Here is an 18,592-nt window from a genome sequence, read left to right as displayed (position 1 = left end):
CTATTATTCGTCTTGGGCTGCATTCTGGGCTTTTACTGTTTGTTTTAGTGTTTTCATAAACTGGCCGAAATGCGGCATGAAATCTCTAAATAAAGGATGGTCTTTATTTTCCAGCAAAGTTTCACCAAACAGTTTCAGACCCACGGCAAAGGCTTTGGTTTTTTCATCATCTAACAATTGTGCTTTGATCAAATGCTCTAGCACCTTAAACATGTCATCATGGTTGTAAGCATTAAACTGCAAAGCTTCGGTATAGGTCGAAGGATTGCCCTGCGCATCAGCAATGTGTTTGAGCGTGATTTCATATTGATGCTGTTTCATTGTGTCACCTCCATACGGCTGATTTCGACTGCCGCCTGATCGATTTTTTCTGCAATGGCATACACCTGTTCAGGTGTCAGTTCACAGTGCTGAATTTTGATGCGCAGTGATGCTTTTAAGTTTTCCATCGCACGTTTGATGTCGACGTATTGTTCATTGTTATGAATCTGCTTACGGGTATCAAAACGACACAGAATTTTCTCTACTGTGGCTTTTTCGGTATCCAGATGCGCTAAGCCTGACTGCGTAACGCTGTATTGTTTACGGTCTTCCGCATTTAGTTCTGCGTGTATGTATTGCTGTTCTTCTAAGTAATTCAGCGTTGGGTAAATTGTCCCTGTGCTTGGGCTGTAACCGCCGCCTACGATTGCACCAACATCTTTAATAATGTCGTAGCTGAATTTAGGCGCTTGGGAAATAAGATGCAGCACCAATAGTTTCATGTGCCCTGCTTCAAACAAGCGTTTTCGGGTTTTGACTGGACTATCGCTACTGTCGAGAAGGTCTGAATTTGACATTGCGAAGATACAACTTAAGATTAATTAAGATATATCTTAAATTAAGTTTACCTAATTTTCAACCATCCCCATTTAGTACTAAATGGTTAAATTTACAAACAGCTATGACACACTCAATAAAATTTAAATCTTTTTTGACCGATAACCTCAGAATTGCTTAATACTAAATTTAAATACTCTTTCAATTCACTTTCACTTTGTGAAAATAAAAACTGCTCCGATAAATTAAACTGCAATCGGTTCAAATATTGCTCATAAGATTTTGTGACATTAAAGTAACTGCCCAATTCAATAGCTCCAAGAATTGTCATTCCCGGTTTATCATAATTAGGAAATGATCTAGCTTTCACCAATTTTTCCATATGACTAGAGCATATAGCTGCTATACATAAATTTGGACTAATGGGAAAATAAATTTCTATGCCTTTTGATCCAAATCCAATATCAGGATCGCCAAAAACTGGATTAATAGTGTAATTACGTAATACTATTGGTGCGTCACCAATACAAAACCCTGCATCAAAAGAATTTAATAAAAACCACTTTTTATCCAACATACAAGGAAGCAATTCTTTAGATAAAGTTAAAAGATTCATAGTTGTTATTTGTGCAACTCTTGTATTTACATCATCAAATGAAAAATTTTTGACCTCTGGAATACCAAATCCTTTTAATTTTTCAACCATTTTCATAATCAAATCTTTAACTGATTCTCTATGACTCTTAGTTCTTAAATATTGGATACAAATATATTCACTCAAAAATATTTTTTCATCCGTTGACAAGACATTCAGATTTTTATTTTCACTAATTCTATTTAGGATATTATTAATTTTGGGTTCCACTTTTGTTCCAAAATAATCCTCAAGAGTAATAGCCTCTCCATCTATTTCAATATTATAAAAATATCTCTCACTAGCGACATTTTTAATATTTGAGAGATAGATTTTTTTTCTAATTTTATCTAGAACATAAATTTGGTCTTTCTTGCCACTTTTAAAATTTCTTAAAATACATTGCGGAACATAATGCTGTATCGTTGCAACACCATTTATCTTCATAATATTTACTTTTTAATTTTAATACTCATTATAACAATAAAAAGACCCGCTTTTCAGCGGGTCTTTTTTAAAATCAGTACAGTCTTAAAGACGAACCAACTCAACAATTTTCTCAGCTACATCTTCAGCAGTTTCATCTACGTAGCTTACATCTGTACCTTCTGCAACATCAGTCACTACCACTACGCCTGTTTGACGAAGCAATGCAACTTGAGCAACATCTAGACCAGCTTTAGCAATCGCAACCACACCTTGTTGAATCAACAAGCTTTCAATCGCTTGCGCATTTTCAAGTGCTTTCGCAGTTACAGTAACCGCAGCAGGTTTTTGACCTAAACGTGCAGCACGCGCTTCAGCAGTTACAGGCTCGTTGTGTGCAGTCCATTCCACTGCAGACTCAACCATACCCGCACCAACAGTTACGTTGCTTAAACGGTCAATAAAGATGAATGAACCTGTGTAACGGCTGTCTTGGTAACGGTCAAATACCACTGGCGCATCAAACTCGATGGTTACATCAGCAATTGAGTTCAACTCAAGCTCAGACACTTCCATTTTTTCCAATGTGTTTACATTGGTACGGTAGTTGATTTTCGCAACTTTCGCAGGAATAGTTTGAGTACCAAACTTCACGTTATACAGTTTGCCAACCACTAAAGGCGCATCTGTCATCCATACCACAGAGGCACGTGCAGAACGTGAAATTAACGGCTGTTCACCCGCTTTTACCAACACGTTACCACGTGAAATATCAATTTCATCATTCAGTGTTAAAGTCACCGCTTGACCTGCAACAGCATGGTCCAAGTTACCATCAAAAGTCACGATTTCTTTAACCGTAGAAGACTTACCAGATGGTAATGCAGTAATGGTATCGCCAACTTTCACTTCACCAAGTGCGATCGTACCGCAGAAACCACGGAAGTCGAGGTTCGGACGGTTGACATACTGAACAGGGAAACGGAATTCGTGCTTGCTTGTATCATGCGAAATTTCAACAGTTTCCAAAGTCTCCATTAAAGTCTGACCTTGGTACCACGGCGTATTTGGTGATTTGTTTACAACGTTATCACCATTCAACGCAGAAATTGGCGTGAAGATAATGTTCGCAGGTTTACGATCGCCCAGTTGGTTAACGAACTCGTTGTACTCCGCTTGAATTTCATTGAAGCGCGCTTCAGAGAATTCAACCAAGTCCATTTTGTTCACTGCAACCACGATATTACGAATACCTAAAAGGCTCGCAATAAATGAGTGACGACGAGTCTGGGTTTGAACGCCATAACGCGCATCAATCAAGATGATCGCAAGGTCGGCAGTCGACGCACCAGTTGCCATGTTACGTGTGTACTGCTCATGCCCTGGGGTGTCAGCAATAATGAACTTACGTTTTTCAGTAGAGAAATAACGGTAAGCCACGTCAATGGTAATACCCTGCTCACGTTCCGCTTGTAGACCATCTACAAGTAAAGCCAAGTCAGGTGCATCACCCGTAGTACCGACTTTTTTAGAGTCACGTGTTACGGCTTGCAATTGATCTTCATAAATCAATTTTGAATCGTAAAGTAAACGACCAATTAAAGTCGATTTACCATCATCCACGTTACCGCAAGTGAGGAAACGTAGAAGGTCTTTATTTTCGTGTTGTTTTAAATACGCCAAGATGTCTTGGCTAATTAAATCTGATTGATGAGACATTGCTCAAAGCTCCACATATTCTTTTGAAATCGGTTTCTGAATCTTTTTAATCCCTCTAAATCTCCCTTTAAGAAAGGGAGACTTTGCTCCGTTCTTTCTCGGGAGTTCCCCCTCTTTAGTAAAGAGGGTGAGCAGCACTGCTGCGCAAGGGAGATTTCTTAAGATTCTTAGAAGTAACCTTCCTGCTTTTTCTTTTCCATCGAACCTGCTTCATCATGGTCGATCATACGACCTTGACGTTCAGATGTGGTGGCTAAAAGCATCTCTTGGATAATTTCCGGTAAAGTTGTTGCAGTTGATTCAACCGCACCTGTCAGTGGGTAACAACCTAAAGTACGGAAACGCACCGATTTCATTTGTGGCACTTCACCTTCGTTCAAACGCATACGCTCATCATCAACCATGATCAGAGTACCGTTACGCTCAACCACTGGACGTTCAGCAGCCAAGTACAAAGGAACCAATTTAATATTTTCGAGGTAGATGTATTGCCAAATATCCAACTCAGTCCAGTTAGACAATGGGAACACACGAATACTTTCGCCTTTGTTCACTTTACCGTTGTAAAGATTCCAAAGTTCAGGACGTTGGTTTTTAGGGTCCCAACGGTGTTTAGTATCACGGAATGAGTAAACGCGCTCTTTGGCACGAGATTTCTCTTCGTCACGGCGCGCACCACCGAAAGCCGCATCAAACTGATATTTATCAAGTGCTTGTTTTAAGCCTTGAGTTTTCATGATATCAGTATATTTTGAGCTACCGTAATCGAACGGATTCACGCCTGCGTCTTTACCTTCTTTGTTTTGATGCACGATCAAATCAAAGCCATGCTCTTTTGCCATGTTGTCACGGAAAGTAATCATGTCTTTAAATTTCCAACCCGTGTCTACATGCAGTAGTGGGAATGGAAGTTTGGCAGGATAGAATGCTTTTAAAGCAAGATGCAGCATGACCGCTGAATCTTTACCGATTGAATACAGCATGACTGGGTTTTCGAACTCAGCAGCAACTTCACGGATGATATGAATACTCTCAGCTTCAAGCTGTTTAAGATGAGTAAGTCTTTCCTCATTTAATGACATGGACAACACCAGCTTAGAATATGTGTACTTATTACACTTTTAAAGATATATATACATTATAGTGATTAAGCTTTCATAACGATTGCTTGTTTTGTGATATTGATATTCTTATTCGTCATATACAAATTGTCTGATACTGCTTATCAATTTTAATTAATTTAATACGATAGACTTATCAATTTCATTATTATTCTAGTCCGAGATCCGTAAGTCTACGCAATTTTTTATCAATTAACTAATCGCTAAATCCTCTAAATAATCGGTATTCAAACTCGCTCAAACTACCTAAAGTAGCTATATCGCTCTCCAATAGTTATTGATATGCCATATAGTCACTATACGCTTGAAACCTTAAAGTCGCTGATTGAAGCCGCAGGTCTTGCTGGCTATATTTATCAGCATTCTTCACACATGCTCGTGCTCCAAGAAGCCTTGAATGATGACGGCAGCCCGCTGAATAACTTTATACAGCATGAGCTGAGTGCTGACCAAATTGGCCTTCAGTTCGGCCTACGACTTTTGGACAATAAACTCGAATTTTTGATTGGGGTGACTCACAGTAACCAAGATCGCGGCTACGAAATTGGCGCTGGCAATTTAAAAGCCGATCAACGTGCATTTAATCTGCTCTATGCTTTTTATAATTTCCCCAAAGCATTTCACTTAATCCACTTCCCGCTCGCAGCCAATAGCACCCAGTTAGAGGAAGAGATCGAAAAGCAACTGTTTCAACTTGAAAGCATGGGCTTTTTAGACACCGCGATTAAAACCAATCCGATGGGCGAGCAAGTGAAGTGGATGAAAACCTTTATTGTTCAAGCGGCATTAGATATGAAAGTACGGATTCAAACTTCATTGTTATAAAAAGGGTTAAAGCTTACTAAAAAGCGCTCTATTGAACGCCAGTTCAAATCTTCATATGACATCGAAAGTCACGGCAAAGCCCTCAGCACTGCCGTGACGCTTATAAATTTACATTTCCTAACATTGTTTTCTGTGCCGTTTAACAGGCCATTTCTCTCCCTTGAGCACGACCACTTATATATATCTGCAATTAGACTGAAAATTTGATTGATCACAATGACTTAAATCTTAAATGGGTAAAGCAGAAATACTATTAACTTTAGATTTAGATAATCCTGACTTAATTGATCAACTATTTTTAAAGAAAAACTTAGTAATAGCTCACATAAAAGCCGACTTTTTGTTAATCTGATCTGTAATTTTTTTACACAATTTCGACAGATAATGTTATTTTATTTACTGAAAAAAAATTCAGCCAGAATTATTTTTTTGATTTTTTATAAGCATAAATATAGAGATAAATATAATGTGGGAATTGTTTACTCACCCGTCTAACATCGTGTTTAGCATCAGTCTCTGCTTAATGTTCTTGTTTGGACTTTTTGAGATTGTGTTAACAATTTTAGGGGGTGGTTCTCAAGGCTTCTTAGATCAATTCCTACCTGAGGATGTTGGTCATAATGCAGAGCTAGGTGTAGATGCCGATGCAGGTATCGTGACACGTGTGCTCGATTGGTTGTATTTGGGTCGTATTCCACTGTTTGTATGGCTCATCATTTTCTTATGTGTCTATAGTTTGTTGGGCTTTGCTATTCAAGCCATCGTTAACCAAATGACCAGTATGATGTTCAGTGCATGGATTATTGCACCAGCCTGTATTTTTCTGTGCATGCCCTTCGTACGTTTTAGCGCAATGCTCATTGCCCGTATTTTACCCCAAGATGAAACCACTGCCATTTATAGTGATGAATTGATCGGTAGAACGGCCACGATCATTTTGGGTGATGCACGACCCCAGTCTCCTGCTCAAGCCAAAGTCAAAGATCAACACGGATTGACCCATTATATTTTGGTTGAACCTGAACAAGATGAAATTTTCAGCCAAGGTCAATCAGTGGTTTTAACCCAAAAAACAAATGTAGGCTTTCAAGCCACCATGCTCTAAATTTTGAATGAATTGATGCTCGATCAGTTCTTCAAACAACATATAAATACATTTAACGCGTCATACGTTCAGCAAATCTCGAAGTCATGATGAGTCAACAAAATACTGATTTTTAAACCAAACTTGTTAGCACTTTAGAGGGTTAACTTGAACTACAACAAAAGAGATAAACGTCCATGTTAGACATTATTCCAAGCGGTATCCTTGTTTCAGTCGGGATAATTTTTGCCGCACTTATTTTTATTGGTTTTATTATTGCTCGACTTTATCGTCGCTCAAGTAAAGAGATTTCATTTGTGCGTACAGGCTTCGGCGGTGAAAAAGTGATTTTAGGTGGCGGTGCTATTGTGCTTCCTGTGCTACATGAAATTATCCCAGTCAATATGAACACCCTACGTCTTGAAGTACGCCGTGCAGATGACCAAGCGCTGATTACACGTGACCGTATGCGTGTCGATGTGATGGCGGAGTTCTATGTCCGTGTGAAACCAACCGCAGATTCGATTGCTACCGCAGCACAAACGTTAGGTCAAAAGACCATGTCGCCAAATGAGCTTAAAAATTTGGTCGAAGGTAAATTCGTTGACTCTCTACGTGCAGTTGCCGCAGAAATGGCGATGGAAGAATTGCATGAAAAACGTGTCGACTTCGTTCAAAAAGTTCAGCAAGTGGTGTCTGAAGATTTACATAAAAACGGTTTGGAACTTGAAACCGTTTCATTAACTGGTTTAGACCAAACTGGCTTTAAATACTTTAACCCACAAAATGCGTTCGATGCTGAAGGTTTAACTAAACTGACAGAAACCATTGAAGACCGTCGTCGTAAACGTAATGCGATTGAACAAGATGCAGATCTTGCAATTAAGACCAAGAACTTAGAAGCAGAACAAGCACGTCTACAAATTTTGCGTGAAGAAGAATATGCAAAACTGCAACAAGAACGTGAAATTTCAATCCGTCGTGCAGAACAGCTTGCAGAAATTGCATCACAAGAAGCTGCTAAAAAACGTGAAGCCGAAGAAGCGCGTATTGCTGCTGAACGTGAAGTTGACTTAAAGCGTATTACTGCTGCACGTGACGTTGAAAATCAAAATATTCAAAAGTCACAAATTATTCAGCAAGCCCAAGTGGAACAAAAGAAAACCATTGAACTCGCTGAGCAAGACCGTGCAATTGCCATTGCTGAAAAATCTCGTGCTGAATCTGAAGCTAAGGCACATGCCGATCAAGCCCGTGCTCAAGCGGTAAAAGCCGAAGAAGAAGTGATTACCGTTCGTCAAATCCAACAAGCTGAACGTCAAAAAGCTGTTGAATTGGTCTCTGCGAAAGAAAAAGCGGAAAAAGATGCGATTGCCATTACTGTCGCGGCTGAAGCAGGTAAACAAGCAGCAGCAGATGATGCAGAAGCGATTCGTATTGCAGCTGAAGCCGAAGCTGAAAAAGTTCGTTTAAAAGCAAAAGGTGAAGCTGACGCAAAAGTTCTCTTGGCTCAAGCGATGGAAAAACAATACCAAGTTGATGCTGAAGGTACACGTGCAGTGAACGAAGCAAACAACGTACTGTCATCTGAACAGGTTGAAATGCAAATTCGTTTAGCGATGCTGAAATACTTACCAGAAATCATTCGCGAAAGTGTTAAACCAATGGAAAACATTGATGACATTAAGATTTTGCAAGTAAATGGTCTAAATGGTGGTCATGCAGGTTCTTGCCAAGGTGATGCTCACCACGAAGGCAGCGGCAATGTTGCCTTATCAGACCAAGTGGTGAATAGTGCCTTACGCTACCGCAGCCAGGCCCCACTGATTGATAGCTTGATGAGTGAGCTTGGTATCCAAGGTGGCGATATTAACGGTTTAACTCAGAGCTTAAACAAAAAAGCTGGTTAATTCGTTTTACACGCTAAAAAAACCGCAGCTTAATCCTGCGGTTTTTTTTATTGAGATCATCGACAAGGAAGACTTACGAGAGCTTAAATAATTCGTTCAGTACCAAATCATGACTGTAAAATGACGAAATACTGGATCACAACAAAGTGCAAACCAAATCACACTTTTAAGAATAACCCTTCCCCTGCAATCTTGCTACAATCTTCAAATTCATCATATTCTGCTTAGCTGTACTTGCTAAAACGTGCAGCAAAATATGCGATGAAAACATTTACGAATGATAATACGCTCAGTGCAAGTATAAATATGACTTCTTCCTTAAATGCCGTTACTTCCCTACGCCCCTTTAAAAAATTAATAGGTCTAATGACCTGCTTCGGTTTGGTCTTTTCAGGCTGTAGCAGTGCTGAAACGGTACGTATTACCCACCATCCTATACAAGATTTGGTCAAGCAATATGCATCAGCCAATTCTGTACATCAAACCCTGACCAATAATACACAAAAGCCAAGTACTCCTGAACGTATGCGCATTATGCATATCGACTTAGATTATGTATATGATGTCAATCAGGCTCAACAAGAACAAAATATCCGCGCATTGATTGAACGTATCCGTCACATTGAAGCCAATATGATTTTTCTACAGGCTTTTGCAGACCCTGATGCCAATGGTTCGGCTGATGCGGTGTATTTTAAAAATCGCTATATCCCAATGCGCTCAGATTTATTTCAACGTGTTTTGCATGAGATACGACAGCAGACTCAAGTAAAAACCGTATATGCATGGCTGCCTTTAATTGCGTGGGAGTTTCCGAAACAATACCCGTTGCAATATGTAAAAAGCCAAAGTGAAAAAAAAGGTTATATTCGGATATCACCCTTTGACCCGAAAAACCAACAATACACAGCAGAAATTTTTCTAGACTTTATTCAGCAAAATAAAGTAGATGGCATTATTTATCATGACGATATCACTCTCAATGATTTTGAGGATAATAGTGCAGCAGCGCTTCAGACCTACAAAACATGGGGCTTCGATCAACAATTGATTGGACAGCCAAAGCATGCGCAGCAACTTGAATTTTCACGCTACAAAACCGCCTATTTAGACCAATTTGCTGAAGGCATTAGTCAGATTTTAAAACAGCAACAACCTGAATTACATTTTGCTCGCAATATGTATGCTGAAGCTGTGCTGAACCCGAACAGTGAAAAATGGTTTAGCCAGTCCAATGCCAGCACGTATCAACATTATGATTACAACGCCATCATGGCCATGCCCTATATGGAAAAGGCAAATGACCATCGTCAGTTTTATTTAAACTTGATCGAGCGTGCCAAAAAATATGACCCCAATTTGAGCCGTACCATTTTTGAACTTCAAGTGACCGATTGGAATCATCAAAAACCTATTTCCAATCAGGAACTGACTGACACCATCCGTTTACTGGAACAGCATGGTGTGCAACATATTGGGTATTATCCAGATGATTTCGTGCAAAATCATCCAGATGTACAGCAAATAAAAAAGGCATTTGCACCTGCCCTAGCTAAGGACTGATACCAATGCCTACATCATCAGATTTAGAATCTTAGATCTAATAAAGAACGCCTGATTAGCTGTTGATTTTATAGTGTTCTAATTGACCATCATCCGTATAGTGCAAAGTGATATTTTTTGATTCTCGCATCGTGGCTATATCACTGGCTTTTACGTGAAAGCTTTTCGCCAAATCTTCATCTTGAGCATTCTCTGGCGCCTTTCTACGATCTTCCCCATGAAAACGCATCCAGTTATAACTTGCCCAAACAAATAGACAGCAAATAAAGATTCCGATTGAGAAAATCAATTTCATGATCGTTAGACTGGTCATCGGTTGGGACTGATCCATAACCTGTGAATACACCACCGTGCCTTCAAACCACCAAAACACTAGGGTTAATAGCGGTAAAAATAACCACATCCAAAGCATCCAACCGACTGCCATCAGACCATAGCCTGCTGACTTACGTTTGACGTATTCAGGTTTATCAATATATTCAGGTAATTCAAGCAATGATTCATCTTGAATAATTTTAAAATCTGAATCTGCAACCGGCTTCTGATTTTGTAAATTAACTTGGTTCATTGTTTTCCTCCCCTCTAAATCCACGGTCTGGACTGACCCAACGCGCACGCTTTTGGGTTTTAAAAATAGTCTTTGGCAAAGCAACGACCGTGGTCAGCATGGCTAAGATCCAGAAAAATAAGGGATACCAAATCACCCAAAAATAATTTCGCAGTAAGCGTTTTTTGTCGTAAGCGCGATCGATCCATAAACTCACGAGGAACTGGAATAAACAGGTCACGCCTAAAATCACTCCATACCATTGAGGTAAAAGTGATTGAATCGCCCACTCACCCGGTAATGAAAAAAATAGACCATAAAAATACAAGACAAAAATACTGAACATGACATATGCCCAGATCACGCTAATGATAGATTCGAATGCAATCGGCCACATCCGACGTAAACGCCATTTAAATATTTTAGGTAAATAGGCAAATAGTACTTCGATGCCGCCTTGAGCCCAACGTAAACGTTGTTTCCAAAGTCCATTAAATGTTTCTGGCATATAGATATAGCAAAGGGCTTGCGGTACATAGTGCAAATCCCAATGATCAAACTGCAAACGCCATGACACATCAATATCTTCTGTTATCATGTCATCACGCCAATAACCAATGCGGTCTAGTGCCTTTTTTCTGAAACCTGCAATTGCACCTGATACTGTAAAAATACGACCATAAGTTCTTTGAGAGCGCTTGATTAAGCCAATAATCGAAGAAAATTCACCGACCTGAATTTTACCCAAGATGCTTGAACGGTTCACAATACGTGGATTACCGGTTACAGCGCCCACGCGTGGAAAACTGGTCAGATGATGCATCATCCAAAGTGCCGAATGCGGATGCAGCAATGCGTCACCATCTATACAGATCAAGTATTCAAATTGGCTGACCATCGCGCCTGCACGTAATGCATACGCTTTACCCTGATTCTCAGCCAAATGCACCACACGCAATTTAGGATATTCGAGTACCAATTGATCTAGAATTTCAGCGGTTCGATCTTTGCTGCCATCATTCACCGCTATCACTTCAAAATTTGGATATTGGCTCTGCATCGCATATCGAATCGTGTCTCGTACCTGTGCTTCTTCATTAAAGCAAGGCACAATGATGCTACAGCCTTGCTCAGTTGGCACGGGAAGTTCAGGTTGTTTCCATTCACGCTTTAAGTAGAACCACACGCCTCCAGCAATCCAAATCCACGCCATAAACAAGGGATATAGGAAAGCAAAGGCAAAAAACAGATCGTTAAAACTCAGTTCCCATTCTTGCATTACTGACCTCCTTGTATATACGGATCACGGTAAGTCAGTGGACTGCCATTCAAGCTGATGCTTTGATATAGGTGATGTTGAACGCGTTCGCCATCCTGAAGCTGATAATTATTCAGTCCGATTTTTTGAACCGATGCTGCGCGTAAAGCCTGATAGTTTTGCTGATACTGTGTCCAATCTTTCTCGCTCATATTTGGATTGATATCCAAACTGACAATCAAACGTTGCTTTTGCTCTGTATTCAAAGTCTTCAATGCGGACATAAAAGCTTTAAAACTTTGCGGATGCTGACCCGGGTTAATACTTAAATACAGAAAGTCCGATGCTGTTTGTGCACGAGTCACCAACGGTTTTAATCCAGAAAATTGATGTCCAGTTAAATTCACTTTAAGTGCAGTTTGGTTATCATTACTAATATTGGAATAAAAATGCGCTTGCGCCTTACTACGCTCTTTAATTGCAATAATTTTTTGCACTTGCTCGGTACATGCGGTTGACCACTGTGCTGAATGAATTGCACAGTCCAAGCTGTTACCGGTGTTAATAATTAAACCTTCAAGCGAACTATTGTTTTTCAATAGATCTGCCGTTAGGTCTGCTAGATTAATCCCCTGCTGTAGCTCCAAACTGATTGGAAGCTGTGCATAGACTCGATTACCAATTCGTGTACGAGCTTGCCATACGGTACGATTCAGTAAATCTTGCTGCATCGGCAGTTTTGAATTTGGGAAAAATAAGGCATCAATTTTACCGTCACCATCATGATCAACTGCGGCATTTAAAAGCAATGTATTAGTTTTTAACGCATTGACCTGATCTAATAATCTCCCTAATTTCTGATCTGATTGCTCATCCGTTGGCGCTTGTAATTCAGTCAAATTAAAATTCAGGAATGTTTTACGTTGTTTATAAGGCGCACGAGCTTCAACGATAAAGTCTTCCATATTTTGGTGGATAAACTCTGGTGTTGGGTTATCCATAATCAAGGCACGCTGATAGGTATGCACTGAATCTGCCTGACTGACCACATTACCTAAGCTAAAGGACATGGGCAGTCCTGCTTGACGTGCATATCCCTCAATTTCCGGTGTAACTGCACCGTATGGCCAGAAGATTGCCATACTATGAATACCCAGTTGACGATCGAGTTCTTGTTTAGATTTCTTCAAATCTTGCACAATACGCTGCTCAAACTCAGCATCGGTTTCATAACGATTTTGAGCTGGAAAATACTGACGTGTAATCGCAGCAGGTTCCATATTTTTTTGTGGGTTTGCCAAAATACCATGATGCAGATCATCCGAATGCGATACAAATTCGGCATATCCCGACTTTTGCATTTCCCGCATTTGATCCCAATTCATCAAATTACCCACACCATAAGCTTCATAAGCATCTTTGGTATTGCCATTAATCCAACTTGTTGGAATAGCAAAAACTGCAGGAAATTGATATTGCTTTAACAATGGAAATACTTTGCTATAACTACTTAGCGCACCATCATCAAAGGTTAATAACAGCGCCTTTTCAGGTAGCTTTTTCTTTTGTAAGCGAGCCTGCATGACATCTTCTAAACGAATGGGTTGCCAACCTTCTCGTTTAATCCACGCAAAATATTGCCCAAGATTTTGCGTACTAATCGCATATACATCTCGATCACCACGTTTGGCAACATCATCTCGAACATCATGAAAGGTCAGCGTTACAAATTGGTTATGTGCGGTACTTTCTTCAAGTTCAGGCATCGCCAAATTTGCAGTTTTTGGCACATTATTGTCAGCAAAAAGATATGTCGTACTGATGGGCAAAGTCACAGCTAGAACTAAGCTTTGCTTCAACATGCAGTGTATTAATGTATTTTTCATTAGAAGCGCCCCTCAAATCCAACAACTGCATAGCTACGATCTTCATCTTTTCCGTCATACGGATGTGAACCCCAACCTATGCCGTAGTTCAATTTCCACGTGCGTGAGAGCTGCCAATCATGTTGATAATACAAATTATAAATCGGACGACTTGAGTAGCCTTTTTGTCCGAATGTACCGATAGTTGCTGCAAAGTGCTGGTTAAAATGACGTTCATAATCACGCCATGTCATCCAATCATGTTCCAATGTCACTTCAGCGCTATAGCTATGTTCAGGATTAAAATAAGGCACATCAACCGAATCATTTTTTCCGTAATAACCACGCAGTGTTGCCGCAGAAATATGATGCGGGGATTGTTGGAATTGTTGTTTAAAGTATCCAGAGAGTTCTTGGCGTAGATTTCCATCATCAATATCGGTCAATTGATAACTTGCGCCTGCCTTACGTGATTCATTTTGTTGCCAGTTCAGTGCAAAACGATAAGCCTGCCCTTCATGATCCTGTGCCAAAGATTGCAATGGAATATCCGCTTGGCTGTCATAACCTAGTGCATAGCTCCAATGATCATTCAGCCAATGTGACCAATCAAATTGCACACCAAAACGGTCGCCATCGGTGCTTTGAGAGAATAATGCAGATGCAGCTTTACGATCCGAAGCCCACTCTAAACCCATGCCAATCCTTTGGTCTTTTAATTTGCCAGACTCATACTTCGACCAACGATTGCTATGGTCTGCAAAGAGTCGATAATTATCGTAAAACCATGGGCTATTGATACGCGTCCAGTTTTCCTGTTCACGTGAACCTTTCAGGCGATTTTGTACACGAGGATCATCAGACTCACTTTTCGCAAAGGTACTTTGATGTTGAATTGACGCACGATTCCGATCATCCAATTCTTTTTTACTTTGTTTTACGCCCGTATCATCACCGACATGGCTGACCATATATTGATTGAGTTCACGCCAAGCTTGAATTTGACTCAAGGCTTGGAAATTCTGCATGCGGTTAATTTGCGTTCCCTGTGAAATGGGCTCCAAGCTATTCTGCTGTGCCAAAGTGTGCTGGGATTGCTCTGGTTTTTCACGCCAACGTTGAATTAATGCCAAATTATTTTGATACCCGATATTGCCGGGAGCCTTTGCGGTTAAGTCATTAAAGTAACGTTCAGCTTTTTCATGTTCATTGCGATAAGCATAGTTCAATCCCTTCAACGCAATAAATTCAGTACGATCATCGTGTGGCGCCTTATCCACCCCTTTCGCATTACTATAAACAAAGGTCGGCAACTGTTTGTCCATAGTGTCGATTAACTGATTGGCTTGTTTAAATTTTTCTTGTTCGATCAAGCTATAATACAAACCAGCATAGACGTTATAGTCAGCATAATTTTTTTCAGCAAATAAACTCTGATATAAAGGCTCAGCTTTTTCAGGTTGACGTAATTTTAAATAACTGTCTGCCAAAGCATGTCGTACATAAGCAGGCATTTCTTTAGCTGTTTGACCGGTTTTTTCTACTTGTGCCAGCGCCTGCTTTGAAGCATTACGTGCATTTAAGGCATAGATATATTCATAATAAAATTTACGTTTACTGGCTTCATCTGCAGGAAGTGACTCTTCATAAGCACTCATTTCAACCAGAACACGATCTAGTGGTTCAAATGCCGTTGCCCCACGCTTCATATCAAACGCATTTTTTGAGGCTTGAATGCCTTGTTGGATACGCTGTGAGAACTCATTCATCTTAAGCAAATGTTGCAACACTGGCTTAGAACTATTGAGTCCATTGGCCTGAATATAGCTTTGCGCAGTGGCAAAATCGCTATTTTGCAATAGAGCCAATATATACTGTTCTTGGGTATCAGTATTTGGCTGTTTTTCTAGCGCATATTTCGCTGCATTGAGAGATTCAGCAGGCATATCCAATAACCGATAGGCATAGGCCAATTGCGAAAGATAATCTGCACCAAGCGACTGTAAGTTGAGATTTGCCAGTTTTTGTTTTGCTTGATCTTTTTGACCTGATTCTGCCAGCAACACACCCTGCCAAATCAACCACTGTTCCGATTGATCCTGCTGATAAAATTTTTGTGCCCACTGTAAGGCTTGATCATATTGTTTAAGATCACGTAAAGCTTTGATGACACTGACTTTGCCATAATCTGGAAACGTATCTGGATTAATCTGCGCCAAGTAAGTCACATCTCTAGAGCTAAAGGTTGCATTTGCATAACGCAGGAGCGTGTAATCTGCAATGAGCTTCTGATTTTCAGGATGTTGCGCTAATAAAACTTGTAATTGGTTAAATCCCTGATCCAATTTACCGACACTGATATCCGCAACACTTTGTTCTCTTTGCTGATCAATATTATCAACTGCAAATACAACCGTAGGAAGGCTCGAAAAAATCGACAAGAAACATAGACGAGATAAATAAGATTTATAAATCATGATTATTCACGTTAGAAGAGTAATTATTCATCAAATTAAATTAATGTGATGTATTTCACATTATATCATATTTTGACCGATTAAATTTGGTTAATTATTCATACTAAAGTGTTAATAATGAATGAGAATATGCTAATTTTATAGATTTTCTTTACTATTCAACCACTATTATTAAATAAAAATAAAAAAACCCCTCATTTGAGGGGTTTTTATTAACAGAAACTTACCGTACTTAAGCAAGACCTTTAGACTTTAAAACTTCGTACATAGTCGAGCCTAATTCAGCAGGACTACGGGTATAGGCCATACCGGCTTTTTCAAAGGCAGCGAATTTCTCTTCTGCTGTGCCTTTACCACCCGAAATGATTGCGCCTGCATGTCCCATACGTTTACCTTTTGGTGCAGTCACACCCGCGATATAACCGACAACAGGCTTAGTTACATTCGACTGGATATATTCAGCCGCTTCTTCTTCTGCTGTACCACCAATCTCACCAATCATGATGATCGCTTCAGTTTGCGGGTCGTCTTGGAACAGCTTTAAGCAATCAATTTGGTTCATTCCCGGAATTGGATCTCCCCCAATACCGATACACGTCGACTGACCTAGACCCAGCTTCGTGGTTTGCGCTACAGCTTCATAGGTCAGAGTCCCTGAACGCGAGATAATGCCGATTTTACCCGGCTGATGAATATGCCCCGGCATAATACCGATCTTACATTCACCCGGAGTAATAATCCCTGGACAGTTCGGACCAATTAGACGTGCATTGTTACCATAGGTTTCTAGGTAACGTTTCGCTTTTAGCATATCAAGTGTCGGCACACCTTCCGTAATCACAACGATCAGCTCTACACCTGCATCTATAGATTCAATAATTGAATCTAGGACAAATGGTGCAGGTACATAAATCGAGGTTGCCGTTGCACCCGTTTCACGCACCGCTTCTTTCATGGTATTAAATACGGGTAGATTCAAATGTTGTGTGCCGCCTTTACCCGGAGTCACCCCACCGACCACTTTTGTGCCGTAAGCAATTGACTGTTCAGAATGGAATGTGCCGTTTTTACCGGTAAAACCTTGTACCAATACTTTGGTGTCTTTATTAACTAATACGCTCATGATCTCTACTCCCTTAGCCTTTTACCGCAGCAACAATTTTTTCTGCAGCATCAGCCAAGCCATTTGCAGAAATCAATTTCAAACCTGATTCATCAAGTAATTTTGCACCCAACTCTGCATTGTTCCCTTCTAAACGAACAACCACAGGTACAGCCACATTTACTTCTTGAACCGCTGCAATAATTGCTTCAGCAATCATGTCACAACGTACAATTCCGCCAAAAATATTAATTAATACACCCTGCACAGAACTATCCGCCAAAATGATTTTAAAGGCTTCAATTACGCGTTCTTTGGTCGCGCCGCCGCCGACATCTAGGAAGTTTGCAGGTTGACCACCATAGAGTTTAATAATGTCCATGGTTGCCATCGCTAGGCCAGCACCATTGACCATACAGCCAATATTGCCTTCTAAGGCAACATAGTTCAGATCAAATTCTGATGCTTTCAGCTCACGCTCATTTTCTTGCGTTTTATCGCGTAGTGCTGCGATTTCTGGTAAGCGATATAAAGCATTTGAGTCGATACCAATTTTTGCATCCACACATAAAATCTCGCCATTTTCACGTACGGATAACGGGTTAATTTCAAATAAAGCAAAATCATTTTCAATAAATGCTTGATAAGCCGCAGACATGATTTTGACAAATTGATTCACTTGACCATCTTTTAGGTTTAAAGCAAACGCCACTTCACGTGCTTGGAATGGTAACAATCCAACCAGAGGATCAACTTCAACTTTAATAATTTTTTCAGGCGTTTCTTCTGCAACTTTCTCAATTTCAACACCGCCTTCAGTCGATGCCATAAAGGTCACACGACGGCTAGAACGGTCAACTACAGCACCTAGGTACAATTCACGCTCTACAGGATAAACATCTTCGGATACCAAAATACCGCTGACGGGTTGACCTAATGCATCTGTTTGATAAGTGACTAAGCGTGAGCCGACCATTTGGTTCACATAATCAGTGGCTTCTTGTGCAGATTTTACGACTTTAACGCCGCCTGCTTTACCACGACCACCTGCATGCACTTGGGCTTTGAGTACCGCAAACTTACCACCCAGTTGCTCAAAAGCTTTGACTGCTTCTTCTGCGGTAGTTACAAATACGCCTTCTTGGACTGGCATACCATATTTTTTTAATAACGCTTTAGCTTGATATTCGTGTAGATTCATTGAACAACCTTTTACTCTTTCTTCGCTTTGTTATGACCCAT

At 40.2% G+C, this 18,592-nt stretch carries 15 protein-coding genes; 4 read left to right on the top strand and 11 right to left on the bottom strand.

Annotation, left to right across the window (positions count from 1 at the left end; translation table 11 throughout):
• Positions 1 to 3 precede the first annotated feature (3 nt).
• From FTU13_RS07645 to cysD, 5 genes are all read right to left on the bottom strand, one after another.
• The gene (locus FTU13_RS07645) at positions 4 to 321 is read right to left on the bottom strand and encodes a DUF3861 domain-containing protein (protein ID WP_180115382.1); all 318 of its coding nucleotides are present in this window, start codon (positions 319 to 321) and stop codon (positions 4 to 6) included.
• The gene (locus FTU13_RS07640) at positions 318 to 839 is read right to left on the bottom strand and encodes a PadR family transcriptional regulator (RefSeq protein WP_180126606.1); all 522 of its coding nucleotides are present in this window, start codon (positions 837 to 839) and stop codon (positions 318 to 320) included. The genes FTU13_RS07645 and FTU13_RS07640 overlap by 4 nt, the downstream gene beginning before the upstream one ends.
• Before the next feature lie 113 nt (positions 840 to 952).
• On the bottom strand, positions 953 to 1,900 hold the full coding sequence (locus FTU13_RS07635) for a DUF4238 domain-containing protein (protein WP_180126608.1): 948 nt from the start codon (positions 1,898 to 1,900) through the stop codon (positions 953 to 955).
• An 84-nt stretch (positions 1,901 to 1,984) separates the two neighbouring features.
• Entirely contained in the window at positions 1,985 to 3,598 is a 1,614-nt protein-coding gene (cysN, locus tag FTU13_RS07630; protein WP_180126610.1) for a sulfate adenylyltransferase subunit CysN, read from the bottom strand.
• A 167-nt stretch (positions 3,599 to 3,765) separates the two neighbouring features.
• Complete coding sequence (cysD, locus tag FTU13_RS07625) at positions 3,766 to 4,680, bottom strand: sulfate adenylyltransferase subunit CysD (protein WP_078189893.1); 915 nt, start codon at positions 4,678 to 4,680, stop codon at positions 3,766 to 3,768.
• 321 nt (positions 4,681 to 5,001) lie between these two features.
• On the opposite strand from cysD, the gene FTU13_RS07620 reads away from it, so the two are divergent.
• The 4 genes from FTU13_RS07620 to pgaB (FTU13_RS07605) all read left to right on the top strand — a co-directional run bounded on the left by FTU13_RS07620 (position 5,002) and on the right by pgaB (FTU13_RS07605) (position 10,101).
• Entirely contained in the window at positions 5,002 to 5,544 is a 543-nt protein-coding gene (locus FTU13_RS07620) for a hypothetical protein (protein WP_111884395.1), read from the top strand.
• Positions 5,545 to 6,010: 466 nt separating this feature from the next.
• On the top strand, positions 6,011 to 6,649 hold the full coding sequence (locus FTU13_RS07615; protein ID WP_180007473.1) for a YqiJ family protein: 639 nt from the start codon (positions 6,011 to 6,013) through the stop codon (positions 6,647 to 6,649).
• A 176-nt stretch (positions 6,650 to 6,825) separates the two neighbouring features.
• Complete coding sequence (locus tag FTU13_RS07610; protein WP_180024120.1) at positions 6,826 to 8,538, top strand: flotillin family protein; 1,713 nt, start codon at positions 6,826 to 6,828, stop codon at positions 8,536 to 8,538.
• Between the two features lie 306 nt (positions 8,539 to 8,844).
• Positions 8,845 to 10,101: a poly-beta-1,6-N-acetyl-D-glucosamine N-deacetylase PgaB gene (gene pgaB, locus FTU13_RS07605; protein ID WP_180126612.1), complete on the top strand. Its 1,257-nt coding sequence runs from the start codon at positions 8,845 to 8,847 to the stop codon at positions 10,099 to 10,101.
• Between the two features lie 55 nt (positions 10,102 to 10,156).
• Here pgaB (FTU13_RS07605) and pgaD read toward each other — a convergent pair whose 3' ends face one another.
• From pgaD to sucC, 6 genes are all read right to left on the bottom strand, one after another.
• Positions 10,157 to 10,669 carry a poly-beta-1,6-N-acetyl-D-glucosamine biosynthesis protein PgaD gene (pgaD, locus tag FTU13_RS07600; RefSeq protein WP_180126614.1) on the bottom strand — a complete coding sequence of 171 codons (513 nt, stop codon included), beginning with the start codon at positions 10,667 to 10,669 and terminating at the stop codon, positions 10,157 to 10,159.
• Positions 10,656 to 11,927 (bottom strand): poly-beta-1,6-N-acetyl-D-glucosamine synthase, encoded by a 1,272-nt coding sequence (pgaC, locus tag FTU13_RS07595; protein ID WP_180126616.1) that lies wholly within the window; start codon positions 11,925 to 11,927, stop codon positions 10,656 to 10,658. The genes pgaD and pgaC overlap by 14 nt, the downstream gene beginning before the upstream one ends.
• Positions 11,927 to 13,792, bottom strand: a complete 1,866-nt coding sequence (gene pgaB, locus FTU13_RS07590) for a poly-beta-1,6-N-acetyl-D-glucosamine N-deacetylase PgaB (protein WP_257226704.1) — start codon at positions 13,790 to 13,792, stop codon at positions 11,927 to 11,929. The genes pgaC and pgaB (FTU13_RS07590) overlap by 1 nt, the downstream gene beginning before the upstream one ends.
• Positions 13,792 to 16,248: a poly-beta-1,6 N-acetyl-D-glucosamine export porin PgaA gene (gene pgaA, locus FTU13_RS07585; protein ID WP_180126618.1), complete on the bottom strand. Its 2,457-nt coding sequence runs from the start codon at positions 16,246 to 16,248 to the stop codon at positions 13,792 to 13,794. Before pgaA ends, pgaB (FTU13_RS07590) begins: the two co-directional genes overlap by 1 nt.
• Before the next feature lie 232 nt (positions 16,249 to 16,480).
• Positions 16,481 to 17,371 (bottom strand): succinate--CoA ligase subunit alpha, encoded by an 891-nt coding sequence (gene sucD, locus FTU13_RS07580; RefSeq protein ID WP_180102605.1) that lies wholly within the window; start codon positions 17,369 to 17,371, stop codon positions 16,481 to 16,483.
• A gap of 13 nt (positions 17,372 to 17,384) precedes the next feature.
• On the bottom strand, positions 17,385 to 18,551 hold the full coding sequence (gene sucC, locus FTU13_RS07575; RefSeq protein WP_180126619.1) for an ADP-forming succinate--CoA ligase subunit beta: 1,167 nt from the start codon (positions 18,549 to 18,551) through the stop codon (positions 17,385 to 17,387).
• Positions 18,552 to 18,592: the final 41 nt, after the last annotated feature.

The sequence above is a fragment of the Acinetobacter sp. YH12064 genome (genome assembly GCF_013419735.1).
Taxonomy (GTDB): Bacteria; Pseudomonadota; Gammaproteobacteria; order Pseudomonadales; family Moraxellaceae; genus Acinetobacter; species Acinetobacter amyesii.
Note: the sequence above shows the minus strand (reverse complement) of the source record. Positions and strands in the feature narration are given on the sequence as shown.